Raw genomic sequence first — 18167 nt, 5'->3', positions numbered from 1 at the left:
TTTTTATAGCATTTTACGAATCAATACTGGAAGCAATAATAAGTCTATAATTAATGCTGTTAATAGTGTTACACTTATTAATAAACCAATAGTGAAACTTGGTGTGTGTACTGATATTAAGAGCACTAAAAAGCCGAAAAATAATATTAAGGTTGTAATTACTAAGGCACGTCCGGTTTCCAAAAATGTGACTTTTAAGGCTTCCTCTTTCGTTAATCCTTTTGATATACCAATTTTATAGCGCCCAAGAAAGTGTATTGTGTCATCTACAGCTATACCGAATACAATGGCAAATACCACTGAGATAGTAGCTTCTAATGGTATTCCTAAAAATCCTAAAAGTGCAGCTGCAAATAAAAGTGGTAACATATTCGGTAGCAATGAAATCAGTAATAATTTCAGATTTTTAAAAAGTAAAGCCATTAGCAATGCAACAATGAGCAAGCCTAAAAGTAGGCCTTGAATGAGACTGTCTTTTACGTAAAACGCGTTTTTATCTAATAAGATTCCTGTGCCAGTTAATTTGAACTTAACCATGGTGGTATCTGTATTCATTGCCGTGAAGTCGTAGAATTTTTTATACACTGTATTTAAAGTGTCAAGACCTACATCTAATACTTTTGCAGAAATTCTTGATTTTGTTTCCTCTGCATTTACATATTTACTAAAGGGCTTTCTAGCTAGTTTTTTGATTTCATTTTTATATTTTTCAAAAGTTTCTGCTTTTTCAGGCAGTACAAAAAACTCTGATTTATTAAGATTGTTTGCCTTATGTAAACCCTTGTAAAATATGTTTACTGATTGTACATTTTTAATTGGGGCTACTGATTTTAAATACTGCGCTACTTTTTCAATTTCTTGGGTTACTTTAAAGTCAGTAATCTTAAATTGACCTTCTGTGGTTATTGCTACTTCTAAAGGCCTAAATCCCCCATAATTGCTTTGAAAAAAGTCGAAATCATTGGCAATAGCACTTCCTTTAGGTAGGCTTTCTTTTATTTGATAATTCGTATTGACTTTTGTAATGCCCCAGATACAAATTATAGTAAACACAGCACTTAACGTAAGTATTTTATTCGGATATTTTTTTGTGAAATTATTTACTTGTGATAGGCCTGTAGTCCATTTTATAGAAACACCATTCTTTGGTAATACCTTTTCTTTTTTGACTAATAATAGAAGTGGACATGTAAAAAAGATAATTGTTATAAAAGCGATTAATACGCCAATTGCTGAATTGACTCCAAATCCGCTCACTACACTCGATTTTGATGTTAAGAGCGAGGCAAAGCCAATGGCTGTTGTTACAGAAGTGAGTAGCGTTGAAATACCTACTTCTTTGAGTGTGCGAAGCATGGCATCATGTTTCTCAAGACAGTTTCGTAGTTTGGATAAATAATCGTCTAAAATATGAATGACATCAGATGTGCCGACAATTAAAATTAGAATAGGGTAAAAAGATGCAAGACTATTTAATTCTTTACCGAGTAGCGAGAGCAGACCCAAAAATAAAACTAATGCAAGAATTATTGATATCATGGTGATTGTAACGACTAACGTACGCCGATATACCAAGAAAAGTATGAATAACACAAGAAGCGTTGCGGCAATACTCGTTTTAATTAACTCCTCTTTTTGCATAGCAATAAGAGCCTCATAAAAGTATGCTCGACCTAGTAAGTGATATTCTTCAAAACCATGTTCTTTTAAGAGTTGACGTAGTGAGGTGAGTAGTTCAATGCTTTGAGCATAATCTAGTTTGTCAATAGTTTCAAGTGAGAGTACCAAAGAACTTTTTTCTTCATCAATCAAAGTATTTACAAATAGGTCATCTTCTTGAATTTTTTCCCAATCGGCAGCATATTTAGTTGAATCATTTAGCCGTATGATGGGTAGTTTAGTATATCCGAAAGCTGTTTTTAAAGGATAGGATAAAGTTGTTAATGATTGATTTTCAATTACATATGGTATGTTTTTTGAAGCTTGAGTTAGATCATTGAATCTGGAGAGGAAATCTTTTTCAAAAACAGAACCTTCATTTTCAACGGCTACCAAAAGGAAACTATCATCAACACCAAATTCTTTTATAAACTCTTGGTAAAAAATAAGATCTTCATCCCCTTCAGGGAAAAATTGACTAAAATCAAAAGAGAATTTAAGATTGGGTAAGAGAAAACCTGAGCCAATTGCGAGCACCAAAAAAATGGCAAGAATGGTTCTTTTGAACGCCAATATTTTTCGCATAGAAATGTAGTTACGCTATAAAACCGTTGTGATTTGAAACAAAGATACTACTGGGTAATTTAATTCACGCAAAATTGTGCCTTATCTATATATTTATTTGTGGAAGGGGCATTATTTTTAGAGCTCAATCCAATTGTCAAGATCAAGCGTCCAATCGTAATTCTTATAGGTAACATTTACATCTGTATTCTGTATTATTTCTAACTCTTTCAGAATGTTTTTCACACCTTTTTTTGAGCCAAAATCACCACGAAACCAACTGAATAAGGAGGTTACAGCTACTTCATTTTTTTCTTTGCTGTATTCTGATGTTTTTTTCAAATACATTTCAGTGCCTTTACTCAATTGTTCCTCCAAACGTTTGGCATCATAAATAGCGACTGGCGGACAATCTTTAGCGCCGCAATTCAAGGCGAAATGAATACGATAATCGCGATTGTCTACTCTTAATTTTCGTTCAAACTTATTCGGAAACCATTTTCTTATTTTTCCAAGTCCTAATTCCCATTGAGATTTTCTGATGATGCCATGCTCTATTTTCGAAAAGGCAATCAATCTACCGGCAATCGGAATTTGATCGGCTTTAAAAAATTCACTTCTATTATCATATTTTTCAGGGTGTTCAGAAAGAATTACCTGTATATAACCATTGTAAATATTAATCCAAAAGGCCAGCTTTTCTGCATCAGTTTTTAAACCTTGCTCTAAATCTTCTAATGAAAGGGCATAAAGTTTTGCCCTAAGGTCATTTGTGTCATTTCCATTTTTAATGTTTGTAAGAAATTCTATAGCAAGTGAATTTAAGTCAGCACTATCTGTATTGTTGGTTTGTGCTTGCGCAGCGCCCAAAAATATTAGTGTGAAAAGTAGAGCAAGCTTAATTTTTCGCATGATTGATTTCTTGAATGTAAATTAAAAACGTATTATAGTTACTTACGAAAAAAGTAAGTAAAGGTTTGGTCGTAATTATTAGAAAACCTTTCTTGAAAAATTACGTAGATGTATTAACATAGTATTGCTGTTTAATATAAACCATTGTACACTGGCTATTTAAATGATATCAATAATAATCCCCGCTCATAACGAACAAAAAAACCTGCAAAGTCTTTTACCACATTTGGTAATGCTAACTGAAGGTAATACTGTTGAAGTTATTGTGGCTTTGTCTTCAGAAAATTCAGATAATTCTGCAACTATTTTGAAACATGATGCGGTTAGTTATTTTAAATGTATAGAAAAGGGTAGGGCGGTACAGATGAATAAAGCAGCAGAGCTTTCAAAAGGAGATGTTTTGGTTTTTCTTCATGCTGACGTCATACCACCAACCTCTTTTTTAAATGATATTCGTACAACTTTAAATGATGGTTATGAAGCTGGATTTTTTTCATACCGATTTGATAATGAGAGCTTTTTATTAAAAATCAATGCTTCGTTTACAGCTAAAGAAAGTATTTTCACTGGTGGTGGTGATCAATGTCTTTTTATAAAGAAGACCGTATTTAATAGCTTGGGTGGTTTTGATGAAAGTCAGGTGGTAATGGAAGATTTTGAATTCTTTGAACGGATGAAAAAAAGTGAAGTACGATTTAAAATCATTAAAAATGACTTGATAGTTTCATCACGTAAATACCAATGCAATTCGTACTTGCGTGTTAATTTATCAAACCTGTTATTAGTAACATTATTTAAACTAGGTTATTCGGCTAAGAAGTTGAAATCACTGCACAACAAGTTAATTCGTACACCATATCAAAATTCTTCTCAATAGAAAAACTGAACAATCGAATTATTTAAATTTCACAAACGAATTTATTTTTCTTCAGCAACTGCAATGATTGAATGTTCTGCGTTTACGTATTTAGTTGAAAAGAAGCTGGCAGTTCATAAACTTCAAGCTCAAAATAGGGGAGTGCAGCCAAAAGATGATCAAAAATGTCGGCCATTACATATTCATAATTCTCCCATCGTTTATCACTGCTAAAGGCATAAATTTCTAATGGAATACCCTGTGCAGTTGGCGCTAATTGGCGCACCATTAATGTCATATTCTTATTTACCGCAGAATGATTTTGTAGATAATCATTCACATATTTTCTAAAAACACCAATATTAGTCAAGTTTCTGCCATTTATTGGCAGTTCTTTATTTATTTCGTTTGTAGTATTATAAGAGGTAATCTGTTCGTTTTTAGAAATAAGATAAGGTTGAATTAGTTCTATTTTTTGTAAAGATTTCATAGCATCATCTGTTAAAAAACGAATGCTTTTTTGACTGATGATTAAAGCACGTTTGATACGTCTTCCGCCAGAATCTTGCATGCCCCGCCAGTTTTTAAAAGAATCTGAAATCAAAGCATAGGTGGGTATGGTGGTAATTGTCATATCAAAATTCTGCACTTTTACTGTAGCAAGAGTGATCTCACTTACATCACCATCTGCTCCGTATTTTTCAAAAGTAATCCAGTCGCCAATGCGAACCATATCATTTATGCTGACCTGTATACTGGCAACAAGACCAAGTATTGAATCTTTAAATAATAATAAGATAACAGCAGAACCTGCACCAAGAGCCGTGAAAAATTTCCAAATATATACATCGGTAATTATGGCGAATATGGTTAGTATACCAAGCGCCCATGCAAAAATCATGAATACCTGAATATAGCTATCCATAGGTTTATCACGAAACCTTGGTTTAGTTTTTAGGTAATCGTTAGTACTCCTGAATATACTTTTAACCACAAAAAGAGTCAATACTACAATCAGAATTCGTAGTATTTTCAAAGCTATATTGCCTCCGTATTCAAAACCGATAAATGCAAAGGGAACAAATTCAAATAGCAAGAATAAAGGAATAGTGTGCGCTATATAGCGTGGAACCTTATTGGCAACAAGAAAATTGTCATAATTTGTTTTTGATTTTCGTGCTAGTCGTGAAGTTACATTCCGTAGCACTCTCCAAATAATCAAATCTAAAAGCCAGGCGAATATCAAAGCGCAAACCAAAAGAATAATTAAATTAAGGTAAGATGAAATGGTTTCGCTCAGGCCTAGTTCTAAAAGGTGATTGTACAGTATTCGGGATAGCCCATTGTTCATTATGGTTTGTCTTCAATGTTTGGCTACAAAATTACACCTTGAAAAAGTATTAACGTTTATTTACAGAAGTTATATGGCATAAATTTTAAAAAATTATATGTGCCTTAACATTTCTACTCATGTAAAGCCAAAACGGGCACATCTTTAAAATAACCTAACTTGCCTAGATTTCGTTTGCCAAAACCTAATAGCTCCCATAGCGAAGGTTTTTTATTAATATAACTAATCATATTGCTATGCCTAATGTCTACAAAACAGCTTAATGCTGTCGACAATTTCACATTGTGAAGTATGTTGAAACTGTAGTCAACACCTTTTAGGTGTTCTTTTAAAAGCGACTTATTCTTCTTTTGTTGTTTTGATTGTTTCTTATTATTTGACAAGCTTAAAACTTGCACACTAGCATTATTAATTTTGGCTATTTCTACCAAATATTTGATTTTACATTCATTAAAATCAACATTGAAATTGGTGGCTAAAACAATTTCTTTTAACCGTTCTAAGGTTACATTTTTAGGAACGACCATTATCGGACATTTTCTAATATTTTCAATAACATCTAAAGTATTTTTGCCATATTTACCTTCTTTGTCATTAAACCCTTTGGCACCCATAACAATCATGTCTATCTTCATAGTATTTACTAGGTTTTTAATCGTTTCTACTAATGGTACGGACCTCGATAAAACATGAAAGCGATGGTTGTTTTCTGTATCTAATAATGATAATTTTATTAAGATGTCACCTAGGTTACTTTTTGATCGTTTTTCTGATAATTTATTAAATGCTTCATCGGGGTCTAATAGAGTGTAACTATTTAGGCCATGCGTGTCTTTCATGTAAGTATTTAAAATGTAAAAATCACAATCACGCCCTTCAAAAAGTTTTATAGCATATTGTATGGCGTTCCATGAACTTTTTGAAAAATCGGTAGGTAATAGAATCTTTTTTCCCATGATGTTTTGTGTTTTAAAACATAAAACATGAGACCTTTTTTTAAGTCTAAGTTTTATATCATTATGAATTATCTTGTAGCATGCAATAAAATATTAGAAAGTACTTTTGATTTAATGTTTCTGTATTTTTTTAAATGTTCTAGATACGAGCTCCGATTTTTTTCATGATTGTTTAGGTAGTATGTGTCACAATGCACAGTGTCACATTCAAGAGCATTTTTCATGGAGCCTTCATACCGATACAATGATCCGAGTCTCAAAGTATTATCCCTGCGCATTGAATGTAATTGTTGATATAGCTCAGAATTATTTAACATGCGGTCTTCAATATCTAAAAGATACTCAAGCTCTTCATTTATATATTCCAAATCATTAGTCCAATTATCTATTTCAGCTTTATCTTTTTTAATCATAATTCTACTATCTATTTCATCTGAAAAGAATGGTTTTGATGCATTCATAATACCATGTTTAAATCTATATGCTCGTTCTCTTGACTCACCTTTTTTATGGTCAATTTTTGTTCGCCTGAAGGAAATTCCCAGGTAACAGTATCGCCTTCACTATAGCCTATTACAGCAGCGCCCATAGGTGTAAGAATTGATATTTTATTATTTTTTATATCACTATCAGTTGGCATTACTAATTTGAATTCTTTTTGCCATCCATTATCTGAAACTATGGTAATATTGGTATTGAATCGAATGACGTCATTGGGCATTTCAATTTCATCATATATCTTAGCAAACTCCATTTCACCAACCAATTTTTCAACTGATTTGCGCAATGTATTATCCTTATAGTAACCAGAAAGATTCATCATTCGTTTTAAGAGAACATATTCTTTTTTCTCTATAACTAAATTTTCGTATTTCATAATTCTTTTATTTATGTGGACACTTCAATTACACACAAGTGTTTAATTGAACAAACAAATAATAAATGCAACTTTTTACTATGCTATGACCTAGTGAAGCATTTTATTCAAAAGAGAAGATGCGATATATGCTATTCCTTTCTTAGGTCAATTGTGTTTTTATACTGTGAATGACTTTAACACAATAAATTTTTATAATTAATTAGAGAAAACCTACCTGAACTATTTCATTTATTTGAACGAACTAGAATTGCGATAGTTAGACAGGTAGGTAACTCAAAAAGCCGAGTTTTTATTTAGCGTGTAATTCCCCCGAATTTACAGCTTCATAAATATCAGCCTCAACAGCCGTATGACTACCAAAAAAGCGACTGCCATCTTTACGTTTTAATGTAACCTCAGTAGTGCCGTCCTTTTTTTCTTTGATAGCTGTTACTTCAACTAAGTTGCCGGTAACTGATTTGTAATTAGCGATGCCCCCTCGTTTGATGATGAAATTGGCACGTGGAAAATTTATGTGTTTAAATGTTTGGGTTTGCGGACTACCAATTTTAAATACATCTCCAACACGTACTTCATCAGCAGGTTTTTGATTCAAGGCATCTTGCGTAAATAACATTCCCATTGAGAATAAAATAGTAATTGCGTATTTAATCATAGTTATATATTTAGAGTTAATAAATTTTTATATTGTTTTGGCAGCACTTTTTTGAAAACAGCCTCAGGAATATCCTCTTTAATTTGGTCTTCACTGTGTAACACTTTTTCAATCTTTAAAACCACAAAATCTCCAGGAATTCCATGTTTGATAGTGTCTCCTTCAGAAAGTCCAATGACTGAAGCCCCTAACTTACTTTGTACCGAAATTTTATTATTGTCATCATCATTTTCAAATGGAAGAACCACTTGAAAAGTATCACTCCAGTCCGATGGACCAGAAACAGTTACTGTAGAATACATTCTAATTATGTCGTCAGGCATATCTTCCAAATTAAAAATTAAGGCATTTGACATATTTTCATCTAAAGTTTCAAGTAGATCTTTATGAGTGTAATCTTCTATAAAATGATTCAGATGTTCATACCGCTTTATCATAACAAAATCCCTTTTTTCTAATACTAGGCTACCGTATTTCATGAATCTCTTTTTAAAGCATTATTTTTTTCATTATTGATTGTGCTAAACGTATAATTTTGCAGTCAATAATTATTGGTACAGAATAAGCAAATGCCATGCCTATACACATAGTTGTTGCAGTAAATTTCTGTAAGATGCTGTAAATCAGCTATTAATCAGCTGATATTTAAAAGAGAAGATATTTGTTAGTGGTGAAAAATTACCCGGTTGAGTAATTTTTCACCGGTACATTACTTAAGTTTTTCGCGCAATGTTTTTCTGTCAATTTGAAGAATTTCAGCGGCTTTGGTTTTGTTGCCATTAGTAGAAATAAGTACTTTTTGAACATATTCTTTTTCCATTTTTCTCAAAGGAAGGAAGCCCGAATCTGGAAAATCTATTTGAAATTTAAGATGCTCAGGTAGATCTTTTACACCAACAGTACCATCACTCATAATAATGGCACGTTGCATAATATTTTCTAATTCACGAATATTTCCTGGCCAATCATAATTGTTTAAAATTCGAAGCGCGTCAGGTGAAATTTGTAATAGACGGTCTTTGTATTCTATTCCGTATTTGCGCAAGAATTTCTCTACTAAAAGAGGTATGTCTGATTTTCGTTCTCTTAAAGGTGGTACGTTTATTTCAACTACTGTTAAACGATAATAGAGGTCTTCACGAAATTTTTTGTTTTTAATATCATCTTGCAAATTTGAATTGGTGGCAGCAATAATTCTAATATCTACTTTCTCTACTTTACGCGAACCAACTTTTGTTATTTCCTTTTCTTGTAATGCCCGTAGCATTTTAGTTTGAACGGCTAAAGAGGCATTTCCGATTTCATCTAAAAACAAAGTACCACCTTGAGCTGCTTGAAAGAATCCGTTTCTATTTTCATCGGCACCAGTAAATGCACCTTTTAGATAGCCGAAAAGTTCTGCTTCTTGTAAGTTTTCAGGAATTGCACCACAATTGACAGTTATAAACGGAGCACGCGAATACTTACCAGAATAATGAATAGCCCTGGCAACAAGTTCTTTTCCAGTACCACTTTCACCTTTAATTAATACTGTTGCTTTGTTATTTTTTACACGTTCAACAATATTTAGTACTTTATGAAAACCCTCAGATATACCAACCATATCAGCATGTATATTGTTATCAATAACAGCTGTTTTAGGTTTAATAGTTTTTCTTTTTTTACCATGAACTAAGGCTTTTTGCACTGATAATTTCAGCTCTTCTTTGGTAAATGGTTTGGTAAGATAATCTGTAGCTCCTGATTTAATAACCTCTAAGGCTCCTTTAGCAGATGGATAACCCGTTACCACAAGTTTGGGCATTTCTGGGTAATGTTCGTCAGCAAATTTAAGTAATTGAAGCCCGTCTACTTCTGGCATTTGAATATCAGTAATCAGTAAATCGATAAATGTATCTTTCAAAATATAGAGAGCTTCTTTTACAGAAACCGCTTTATAGGTATGATATTCCATTGCATGTAAATGCCTTTGCAATAGTTCTAGAATATTAATATCATCATCAACTAGTAAAATATTCTCTTTATGTAAAGCCATAGTTACAATTTAGGAAAATCAACCGTAAAAATAGTTCCTTTCGGATTATTCGATTTGTGCATGATTACGCCTTTGTGGCTGTTTATAATTCCATGAACTACACTTAAACCTAAACCTGAACCTTCGCCAAGTGGTTTTGTGGTGAAAAATGGTTCAAAAACTTTGTCTTCATTTTTTTTAGGAATTCCTAAACCTTCATCAGAAATGAGAATTTGAATTTTTTTAGATTTTTCTGTTACCTGTACGGCAATTTGACCGTTTTCTGGAGAATAATACACTGCATTCATTATTAAATTGAATAGTACTTGTGTTAGTTGTACGGTGTCAGCTTTTAATTTTATGTTTTCCTTATTAAACGATTTTATTAATTTAATTTTTTTCTCTTGTAAAGATGGTTGTAGTAGTTTTAAAACATTTTCAACAACTGCATTTAATTCTACAATCTTCATTTCTTGCGGCATCTCACAGGCGAAAAACATTAATTTTTTTACAATTTCTCGACTGAAAATGGTGTTGTCAATTATTTTTTCTAAATCACGAATGGCTTGATTATCCGTCATTTTATCTGCTAATAATTCAGCAAAACCAAGAATATTTGCAAGGGGTGTATTTAATTCGTGCGCAATGCCAGCTGTTATTTCACCCAATATATATAACCTATCTGTGCGTTCCATTTGACGTTTTACTGAGGCTTCACTATCGCGTATTTGTTTTCTTTCTAATAGATTGCCTACAGCTAAACTTACATTGTCAAGCAATGTTTGCTCTTCAATTAAAAAATCAGATATCGAATATTTATCTGCGGGATAACCAACTTTTATATGGCCATCAATTTTATTGAAGACTTTAATGTTTGATGATAATTCAACCATTTTGGCATTATACTTTTTTGTTCTAACTGTATAATTTCCGCAAGTGAAAAAAACCTCTGAATCATTTTCAAATTGCCAAGCTTTTTTAAGGCAATAGGCTATGGCTTCTAATGAAGTCTCCAGTTCGTCATAATCGGAGTTGACAATTATAGAAGTGACATCATAAAGACAAGTCAATTCTTTAATTCGCTCTTTAAGTTTAGCTTCTGCTGTTGTCATTGAAAATCAGTTATCTATTTTCAAAGATGTATAATATTTGAGAAGAACAAAACCTAATTTATGTTAAAAAGGGTTTTGCTAAAAAAAAGAGTTTGAATATAATATTCAAAAAAGAAACCAGACTATACAATGAAAATTGTTTAGTCTGGTTTTTTATAAGCACTCTAGTAAAGAGTTTAGCGCATGAATTTTCAATAAAATAACTACTCGTTATGAAGCTGCAACTACTCCTAATGCATATAGTTGCTCTAAGTTTGGTGATTCACTACCACCCGCAGGTTCAAGTGTAATACCGAAAGCTTCAGAACCATTATCATTCGGATTATTTAGTGCGAATACTTTATTCTCATCGTCTACAAAATCTTCTAAAAGACCAACACTTGTTGGAGTCAAAGGATTAAGTTTTAATGACCAAACTTGGTATACAAAACCATCAGGTGGTTCTGGTAAACCTTGGGCATCTATAAATAATTTTTGTTGATCTGTATTCCAATATGCTTTTGCATATGAAGTAGGGGAGACTTCTTGACCACCAAGTGGCACAACTGAAATGTTCTTATCTCTAATGGTCGCTAATAATTCATTTGATTTTTCAAGCGATAAATTAGCATCTGAAATTTGTTGTTCTAACTGCAAATTTTCTTGCACAACAACTTCAAGTTCTGATTTTAAATTTTCATTTTGAGTATACATATAGAAAAGACCAGCTGCAAATAAAACTGATGCTGCCCACCCAACATATTGTGACCAATTCGATTCTTTTTTGGCAATGTCTATTACCTTAACGTCTGCAGATTTTAAAATTCTTTCTTTAATGCTGTCAAAACTATAAGTACGTTTTGGTGAAGCAGTTTTTGAGAGTTCGAGAATCGCATTTTCAATACTTACAATTTCAGCAAGTACTTCAGTATTTTCTAGCGCATGTTTATGTACCTCCAGATTTTCATTATCTGAAAGCTGTCCGGCCACATAAAGCTCGAGAATTCCTGAATCTATATATTTTTTTACATCCATTTTAGCTACTCATATTTTCGCGCAATTGCGAGATGCAACTTCTATTTCTTGTTTTGACAGTGCCTACCGGAATATCAAGTTCTTCTGAAGCTTCCTTTTGTGTATAGCCTTTAAAATATAAAAGGTCTATAATTTGAGTGCACTTCTCTTTCAGGTTCATTATCAGCCTTTTAAGCTGTTTTTTGTCTACTGTAAACTCTTGATCATCACTGTCATCTGCAATACCTACGAAGTAATCTACGGGTAGGTTCTTTTTTTGCTGTTTATGGGATTTAGAGCGCAGTTCATCGATCGCAGCATTTCTGGCTATGTTCAACATCCAAGTAAAAAATCTTCCTTTAGAAGTGTTGTACTTTTCAGCGTTATGCCATGCTTTAACGAATACATCTTGACAGATTTCTTCTGCGATTACATCATTTTTTACAATGGTATTGATGACTCCGCAAATATTCTCGGAATACATATTGTGAAGTTTCTCAAAAGCCCCGGGGTCTTTTGTTTGAAATCGTTCAACTAATTGTTCTAATTGCATATTTCTTTTTCTAGCTATGTCGAAAGTAGCTAAAGTTCATGAATTCACAATTTTATATTATATTTTTTATCAACAATTATAAATGGTAATTCGTTGATTGAGTTTGGTTCAAATTAAAACAGTAGAGAAATTATACAGTAATTCACTTTTCTTAAAATATATTATTCAACAAAAATATTGGTTTGCGGTGTTACTTTTAGAGCATAAAAAAAGCTGCCAAAGGGCAGCTTTTAATATTATGAAATTTGGCCTAGCCTAAAACCAGACAAAAAGTTTTAAATTTTATTGGAATAAAACTTCTGCTTGTACAGCTACTTCGCTCCATGTTTTACTAACTCCATCTTTACCTGTATGTAAAGCTTCACACGCCTTGTTAATTGAAGCAACAGCGCCAAGTGCGTCCCAGTTTTCAAGATCCATTACTCCTTTTAAAGTAAAACTATTATCACCAGTCTTTTCAATTTCTAAAGGAATGTTACCAGTTTTGCCATTCAATGTAACATCAATAGAACATTTTTCATCAGCAGCTACTTTAACTACACCTGAAATAAGTGTTGTGTTTTCCATTACGCCAAAAAAGAATTCAAGAAGTTTTGGATCTCTTGTGCCTGTAGCGTCATTTGTAAATAGACTGCTTACCGGAATAGTAAATGTTGTACCATTCATTGCTTCTAGCGCTGTAGCACCAGAACCGCTTTTGGTAATATTGATTTTTGTAAATTTTCCACCTACGGGTAATTTTTCGGTGGTTTTATATGCTGTGAAGCTCACTTTAGTTGAATCTTGAACTAGGCTTACTTGCTCAACTGCTGCGGCCTCTAAATTTTCTTTAGTCTCTTTTTTTGTTTCTTTACAGTTGTATGAGGCTATTAGAACGAGTCCGAGAAAAGCCAATTTTATTGTTTTCATACCTATTAATTTGTTTTTATAAGCACCATAAGTGCATATTGTTAGATGATTTATACCTCAAAGTTAAGTATTATTAAAAGGCATTTCAAGCTTGGGCTAAAATGATTTTAGTAATTCCGGATTCTTACGAATTCCTCTTTTTAAGTTCTCGCAGATTAAGAGTGACTTATCAATTCTTGTTTGTGAATTTTTGTAGCTGAGAACTGCATAAATAATACCGCGCTTTTTTCCGGCTGTGAAGCTTTCAAAAATTTCATTTGCCTCAAAATCACTATGAAGAACAGCTTTCAGTTCTTCAGGCATATCCACTCCATATTTAGAAGTGTCTTCAAAAAGTTGCAGTTGAAAATAGTCATTAGGAAAAACGCCTAATTCTTTTTGATATCGTTTACCAAACATCATAAAGTAATTGCCATTTCTTTTTTGAATGGCACCGTGAAAAGCAAATATATTTTGTTTAAAAGTTGCAATTACTTTTACTCTTTTTAAGTTCTTTTCAAGAAATGGAAGTACTATTTTTTCAGGTAGTTGAAGACCAAAATATTTTCCAGTAATTGTTATCTCAAAAACTTCACTTTTCATGATTCAATTAAATTGGTAATCACTTGCGTTTCGCTGTGTAAAGTTTTATGAACAGGACATTTGTCAGCAATCTGAAGTATTCGCTTTTTTTGTTTATCGTCTAGATTTCCAGTCAATTTAATTTCTCTATTAAATGTATCTATTTTAGCGTTTTCAGATTCACAATTTTCGCAATCTTGTAGATGCGATTTACCATAAGAGGTATGCACTTCAATATTCTTCAAGGGCCAGCCTTTTCGCTTAACATACATTTGAACGGTCATGGCAGTACAAGCAGATAGACCTGCTGAAACTAATTCGTACGGCGATGGACCATAATCATTACCTCCAAAAGAAACTGGTTCGTCAGCTACCATATTGTGGTTGCCTACTTTCATGAGAGTAGTAAATCCGTCTGTGTCATCAAGACTTGCAACTACTTGATGTTTAGTTTTTAATTGACTATTGTCAGGTAATTCAACATATCTCGTTGCCCAGCCTGCAATTACTTCACCAGCGTACATTGAATCTTTTTTATCCATTAACAAATGGTCGGCACCATCTAATGATACAAAACTTTTCGGATGCCTTGCTGCTTGATAAATCTCTTCTGCATTAATAATCCCTACTGTATTGTCTTGCGGAGAATGCATTATTAACAAAGCCTTGCGCAAATTTTTTGCTATTTCAGGTAAAGAATTAGATTCTAAATCTTCTATAAATTGTTTTTTAATAGTGAAACCTCTACCACCTAAATTTACATTTGCTAAGCCTGTTGAATTTATCTCATCCAAATCACTTTTAAATAAGTGTTTGACATGCACAGGGTTTGAGGGTGCGCCAATTGTAGCTACAGCTTTTATACTGTCAATTTGAGCAGCAGCAAAAAGTACAGCTGCACCGCCTAATGAATGGCCAACTAAGAGGGTAGGTGCTTCGTAATTTGTTGCGAGATAATTGGACGCTGCAATTAAATCTTCAATATTTCCTGAGAAATTGGTGTTTTCAAATTCACCTTCACTTTCTCCTAGTCCAGTGAAATCAAATCGAAGAACGCCAAAACCTTTTGCAGTCAATGATCTACTTATATTTTTTACTGCTGAAAGGTTTTTATTGCACGTAAAACAATGTGCGAAAATTGCAAAGTTATGTGGTTGTTGGTCTAAGGGTAATTCTAATCGCCCATTTAAAATTTGGTCTTCTTTATTCTTAAATTCAATTTTTTGTAGATTCATCGTCTTTATTTTTGTCGCTTTTTCTTAAGTCGGTATTTATTACGACACCTATCTGTAAACGATCATAATGAGCAGATTTGAAATGATTCTTCAAATAACCGACCTGAAGTGAAACGTTTTTAAATACATTAAATCCTATTGCGCCATACAATCTATTTTGCGAGAAAATTTCATTTTGAAGATTTAAAAATATTTCATCATAAAAATTTAAGAAAACAATTTTTGTCAAAGGTACAGTGACTTGTAGTCGATAACGAGCACGGTGTTGCGTGTCTGAATTGTTGCCAGAATTAAGAAAACGTTGTTCTAATCGATAGCGGTGCTCAAATGCAACATTACTAACCTTATTTTTTAAAATGAATTGTTCGAAAATACGATGCTCTTTGGCATTTTCTTCGTTCGAAAATTCTTCAAAAGTTCCGTCAGTGGTAATATAACCATAACCTATTGTAGCAATAGCGTTAGCGTTAATATGATAATTTAACCCAGTTCGTAAAAGTAATTGGTTGAAATTTTTAGCTTGTTCAAAATAACGAAGTTGTGCTTCAGAATGAATACTTAATTTATCAGAAACTTTAGTGGTGCCAAAATACATGTGCCAAGAACCTAATTTGTTTTCACCATTTTCTTGGGCAAAACTTTGAATAGCAATAAGTAATGTGAAAACTAAAATAAATTTTTTCATAGAGAAGGAAAATACGGGAGATTCGTTTGAATTAATTAAGAATTTAAAGATATTAAAAACTTTAAGTTTGGTAAAATATAGTTATGAATATTGGTTTTTAGTATAATTAGCATACCCGCTTATTTTAAGTATTTTTAGCACATATGAAACAAAAAGCCAGTTGGTATTATCTTACGTTATTGATTTTAGCTGGTGAAGCAGTTTTCATACTTCCTTTTGTACTTCCAAGAATATTTAGAGCTACTGTTTTAGAAGTATTTCAATTAGAAAATGTTGAGCTGGGTTTCTGTTTTTCCATTTATGGCGTTGTTGCTTTGGTTTCTTATCTGTTGGGTGGCCCCATAGCGGATCGTTATCCTCCTAGAAAATTAATGGCTATTGCTTTATGGATGACAGCATTTGGTGGTTTACTTTTTGCAACGTTTCCTTCTTATAGGATGCTTAAAGTTTTATATGGATTTTGGGGCTTTACAACCATATTTTTATTCTGGGCACCAATGATAAAAGCCGCTCGAATATGGGGTGGTTCAAGTTCGCAAGGAAAAGCATTCGGACTATTAGATGGTGGTAGAGGAATGACCGGTGCACTTTTTGGATTGATGGGTGTTTTTGTTTTTTCAATTTTCGTTTCAGAAAATATAGAAACCGCACTATTGTCTAATCGAAAACTTGCTTTTCAAAATGTGATTTACTGTACTGTTGCCATCATTACTACTATAGGTTTTTTAACCTGGTTCTTTATGAAGTCTGATGTTGATGAGATAGAAATTCGTTCTGAATCGATAACCTATAAACAAATAGGTCTAGTAATTAATTTACCCGCTGTAAAATTATTGATGGTAATTATTTTATGTGCTTATGTTGGTTACAAAATAACTGATATTTTGTCGCAATATGCAAATGAGGTTCTACATTATAATCAAGTGAAATCTGCTAAAATTGGCACCTTTCTTCAATTTTTAAGACCAGTTATAGGCGTTATGGTTGGTTTGGTTGTGGATCGATTTAAAATTTCACTTTGTTTGGTTTATAGCTTTTTGATGTCAATAATAGGCGGACTACTTTTTGCTTCCGGATTAATTGAACCTTCGGCAACAGCATTATTTTTTCTTTCAGTAGTGGTAATTGCCATTGGTGTTTATGCGGCTCGTTCACTTTATTTTGCGCTTATGGAAGAAGGTAGAATTCCCTTAATTTATACTGGCACAGCGGTTGGATTAATTTCTTTAGTTGGATTTACGCCAGATATTTTTGCAGGATTAGCTTACGGTTATTTATTAGATAAATTTCCGGGAGAGCTTGGCTATCAATATATTTTTTTAATGTTGGTTGGGTTTTCTGTAGTCGGTGGTATTGCGGCTTTTAGATATTATCGAACTTTTAATGGTAGCGAGAAATTAACTATTAATAAATTTTCGAATAGCAATAAAAACAAAAATAAGTAGTGAGTACCCTATAAAAAATGGGATAATATATTGAGCGTGCCCTACAACCAACATAAAACCGATAATTAAAAGTTGAAAACCTAAGCCAAAAGTTGAAACTGCGGTCATAAACCAATTGGGTAGCTTTTCACTTTCAACGGCATTACGATCTAAGCGATAAATGATACGGTCAAAAAGACCATATAACAGGGTATAAGTTTTAAAGAGATAGTTTACATGTTTTTGTGTTTCACCCATCATGGCAGTGGGTGTGCCTTCTTCAATTATTCGACTTGTGGTGTCTCCAGCATATTTGTTTCGGAGTATTACATAGTAATAGTTGTATAATGTACCTTGTAATTGAAGACCGAAGAAAGCGAGTAATGCATATACTAATGAGCCGTTAGTAACATGCCATATTGAAATCAGTATTAAAAGATTCAAAATAATATCAGAAACCGAATCTAAATACCTACCCGTATAGCTGGGTGTATTTTTTACTCGAGCAAGTTCTCCATCAGCTGCATCAAGTATAGATTTTAAAATTAGAAAAAAAGCAGTTGCCCAATAGTTATGGTTTAAAATACAGACTATTGCAATAAAACCTGATATTATGAACCAAATTGTGACATGTATGGGAGTGATTGAAGTGTTCTTCAAATGTTCTGCGATGTAACGTGCAAGAGGTCTTCCGTAATCAGAAAAATCTAAGAATTGGTGCTCTTTCGGCAATTTGGACATGGAAGGGGCTCAAGTATAGAAAATCGAAAACGAAAACACGCTAGCTCGATACACTTTTCAAAAGCTTGTATAAAGATAAGATTTAATTAACAATTCGGTATAATCTA

General features: G+C 32.8%; 19 protein-coding genes. 2 read left to right on the top strand and 17 right to left on the bottom strand.

Annotated features, from left to right (window positions below; all coding sequences use genetic code 11):
* Nucleotides 1-3: 3 nt before the first annotated feature.
* Nucleotides 4-2244 carry an efflux RND transporter permease subunit gene (locus JQC67_RS15945; RefSeq protein WP_203253915.1) on the bottom strand — a complete coding sequence of 747 codons (2241 nt, stop codon included), beginning with the start codon at nt 2242-2244 and terminating at the stop codon, nt 4-6.
* Nucleotides 2245-2361: 117 nt separating this feature from the next.
* Complete coding sequence (locus JQC67_RS15940) at nt 2362-3135, bottom strand: DUF547 domain-containing protein (protein WP_203253914.1); 774 nt, start codon at nt 3133-3135, stop codon at nt 2362-2364.
* A gap of 163 nt (nt 3136-3298) precedes the next feature.
* Here JQC67_RS15940 and JQC67_RS15935 point away from each other — a divergent pair, with 163 nt between their 5' ends.
* Complete coding sequence (locus tag JQC67_RS15935) at nt 3299-4012, top strand: TIGR04283 family arsenosugar biosynthesis glycosyltransferase (RefSeq protein ID WP_203253913.1); 714 nt, start codon at nt 3299-3301, stop codon at nt 4010-4012.
* 82 nt (nt 4013-4094) lie between these two features.
* On the opposite strand, the gene JQC67_RS15930 is transcribed toward JQC67_RS15935, so the two are convergent.
* The 14 genes from JQC67_RS15930 to JQC67_RS15865 all read right to left on the bottom strand — a co-directional run bounded on the left by JQC67_RS15930 (nt 4095) and on the right by JQC67_RS15865 (nt 15895).
* Nucleotides 4095-5342: a mechanosensitive ion channel family protein gene (locus tag JQC67_RS15930; RefSeq protein ID WP_203253912.1), complete on the bottom strand. Its 1248-nt coding sequence runs from the start codon at nt 5340-5342 to the stop codon at nt 4095-4097.
* A 113-nt stretch (nt 5343-5455) separates the two neighbouring features.
* A complete protein-coding gene (locus tag JQC67_RS15925; RefSeq protein ID WP_203253911.1) occupies nt 5456-6298 on the bottom strand; it encodes a universal stress protein in 843 nt (280 codons plus the stop codon).
* Nucleotides 6299-6366: 68 nt separating this feature from the next.
* Nucleotides 6367-6759 carry a hypothetical protein gene (locus JQC67_RS15920; RefSeq protein WP_203253910.1) on the bottom strand — a complete coding sequence of 131 codons (393 nt, stop codon included), beginning with the start codon at nt 6757-6759 and terminating at the stop codon, nt 6367-6369.
* A complete protein-coding gene (locus JQC67_RS15915) occupies nt 6756-7175 on the bottom strand; it encodes a GreA/GreB family elongation factor (RefSeq protein WP_203253909.1) in 420 nt (139 codons plus the stop codon). Before JQC67_RS15915 ends, JQC67_RS15920 begins: the two co-directional genes overlap by 4 nt.
* A gap of 292 nt (nt 7176-7467) precedes the next feature.
* Nucleotides 7468-7833, bottom strand: coding sequence for a hypothetical protein (locus JQC67_RS15910; protein ID WP_203253908.1), 366 nt, complete (start codon nt 7831-7833; stop codon nt 7468-7470).
* A gap of 2 nt (nt 7834-7835) precedes the next feature.
* Nucleotides 7836-8312 (bottom strand): GreA/GreB family elongation factor, encoded by a 477-nt coding sequence (locus JQC67_RS15905; protein WP_203253907.1) that lies wholly within the window; start codon nt 8310-8312, stop codon nt 7836-7838.
* 230 nt (nt 8313-8542) lie between these two features.
* The gene (locus JQC67_RS15900; protein ID WP_203253906.1) at nt 8543-9868 is read right to left on the bottom strand and encodes a sigma-54-dependent transcriptional regulator; all 1326 of its coding nucleotides are present in this window, start codon (nt 9866-9868) and stop codon (nt 8543-8545) included.
* A 2-nt stretch (nt 9869-9870) separates the two neighbouring features.
* On the bottom strand, nt 9871-10959 hold the full coding sequence (locus tag JQC67_RS15895; RefSeq protein WP_203253905.1) for a sensor histidine kinase: 1089 nt from the start codon (nt 10957-10959) through the stop codon (nt 9871-9873).
* 210 nt (nt 10960-11169) lie between these two features.
* The gene (locus JQC67_RS15890) at nt 11170-11973 is read right to left on the bottom strand and encodes an anti-sigma factor (protein WP_203253904.1); all 804 of its coding nucleotides are present in this window, start codon (nt 11971-11973) and stop codon (nt 11170-11172) included.
* 1 nt (nt 11974) lies between these two features.
* Nucleotides 11975-12505, bottom strand: a complete 531-nt coding sequence (locus JQC67_RS15885) for an RNA polymerase sigma factor (protein WP_203253903.1) — start codon at nt 12503-12505, stop codon at nt 11975-11977.
* 282 nt (nt 12506-12787) lie between these two features.
* Nucleotides 12788-13414, bottom strand: a complete 627-nt coding sequence (locus tag JQC67_RS15880; protein WP_203253902.1) for a hypothetical protein — start codon at nt 13412-13414, stop codon at nt 12788-12790.
* Nucleotides 13415-13510: 96 nt separating this feature from the next.
* Nucleotides 13511-13996 (bottom strand): YdeI/OmpD-associated family protein, encoded by a 486-nt coding sequence (locus JQC67_RS15875; RefSeq protein WP_203253901.1) that lies wholly within the window; start codon nt 13994-13996, stop codon nt 13511-13513.
* Nucleotides 13993-15210, bottom strand: a complete 1218-nt coding sequence (locus tag JQC67_RS15870) for a bifunctional alpha/beta hydrolase/OsmC family protein (protein WP_203253900.1) — start codon at nt 15208-15210, stop codon at nt 13993-13995. The genes JQC67_RS15875 and JQC67_RS15870 overlap by 4 nt, the downstream gene beginning before the upstream one ends.
* Nucleotides 15191-15895 (bottom strand): DUF2490 domain-containing protein, encoded by a 705-nt coding sequence (locus tag JQC67_RS15865; RefSeq protein ID WP_203253899.1) that lies wholly within the window; start codon nt 15893-15895, stop codon nt 15191-15193. Before JQC67_RS15865 ends, JQC67_RS15870 begins: the two co-directional genes overlap by 20 nt.
* Before the next feature lie 143 nt (nt 15896-16038).
* Here JQC67_RS15865 and JQC67_RS15860 point away from each other — a divergent pair, with 143 nt between their 5' ends.
* Nucleotides 16039-17340 (top strand): MFS transporter, encoded by a 1302-nt coding sequence (locus tag JQC67_RS15860; protein WP_203253898.1) that lies wholly within the window; start codon nt 16039-16041, stop codon nt 17338-17340.
* Here the strand turns inward: JQC67_RS15860 and JQC67_RS15855 are convergent.
* Nucleotides 17293-18060 (bottom strand): CDP-alcohol phosphatidyltransferase family protein, encoded by a 768-nt coding sequence (locus tag JQC67_RS15855; RefSeq protein WP_203253897.1) that lies wholly within the window; start codon nt 18058-18060, stop codon nt 17293-17295. The two genes, JQC67_RS15860 and JQC67_RS15855, sit on opposite strands and share 48 nt — an antisense overlap.
* Nucleotides 18061-18167 lie beyond the last annotated feature (107 nt).

Origin of the sequence: Aurantibacter crassamenti (genome assembly GCF_016811105.1) — a bacterium.
In the GTDB taxonomy this organism is placed as follows: Bacteria; Bacteroidota; Bacteroidia; order Flavobacteriales; family Flavobacteriaceae; genus Aurantibacter_A; species Aurantibacter_A crassamenti.
Note: the sequence above shows the minus strand (reverse complement) of the source record. Positions and strands in the feature narration are given on the sequence as shown.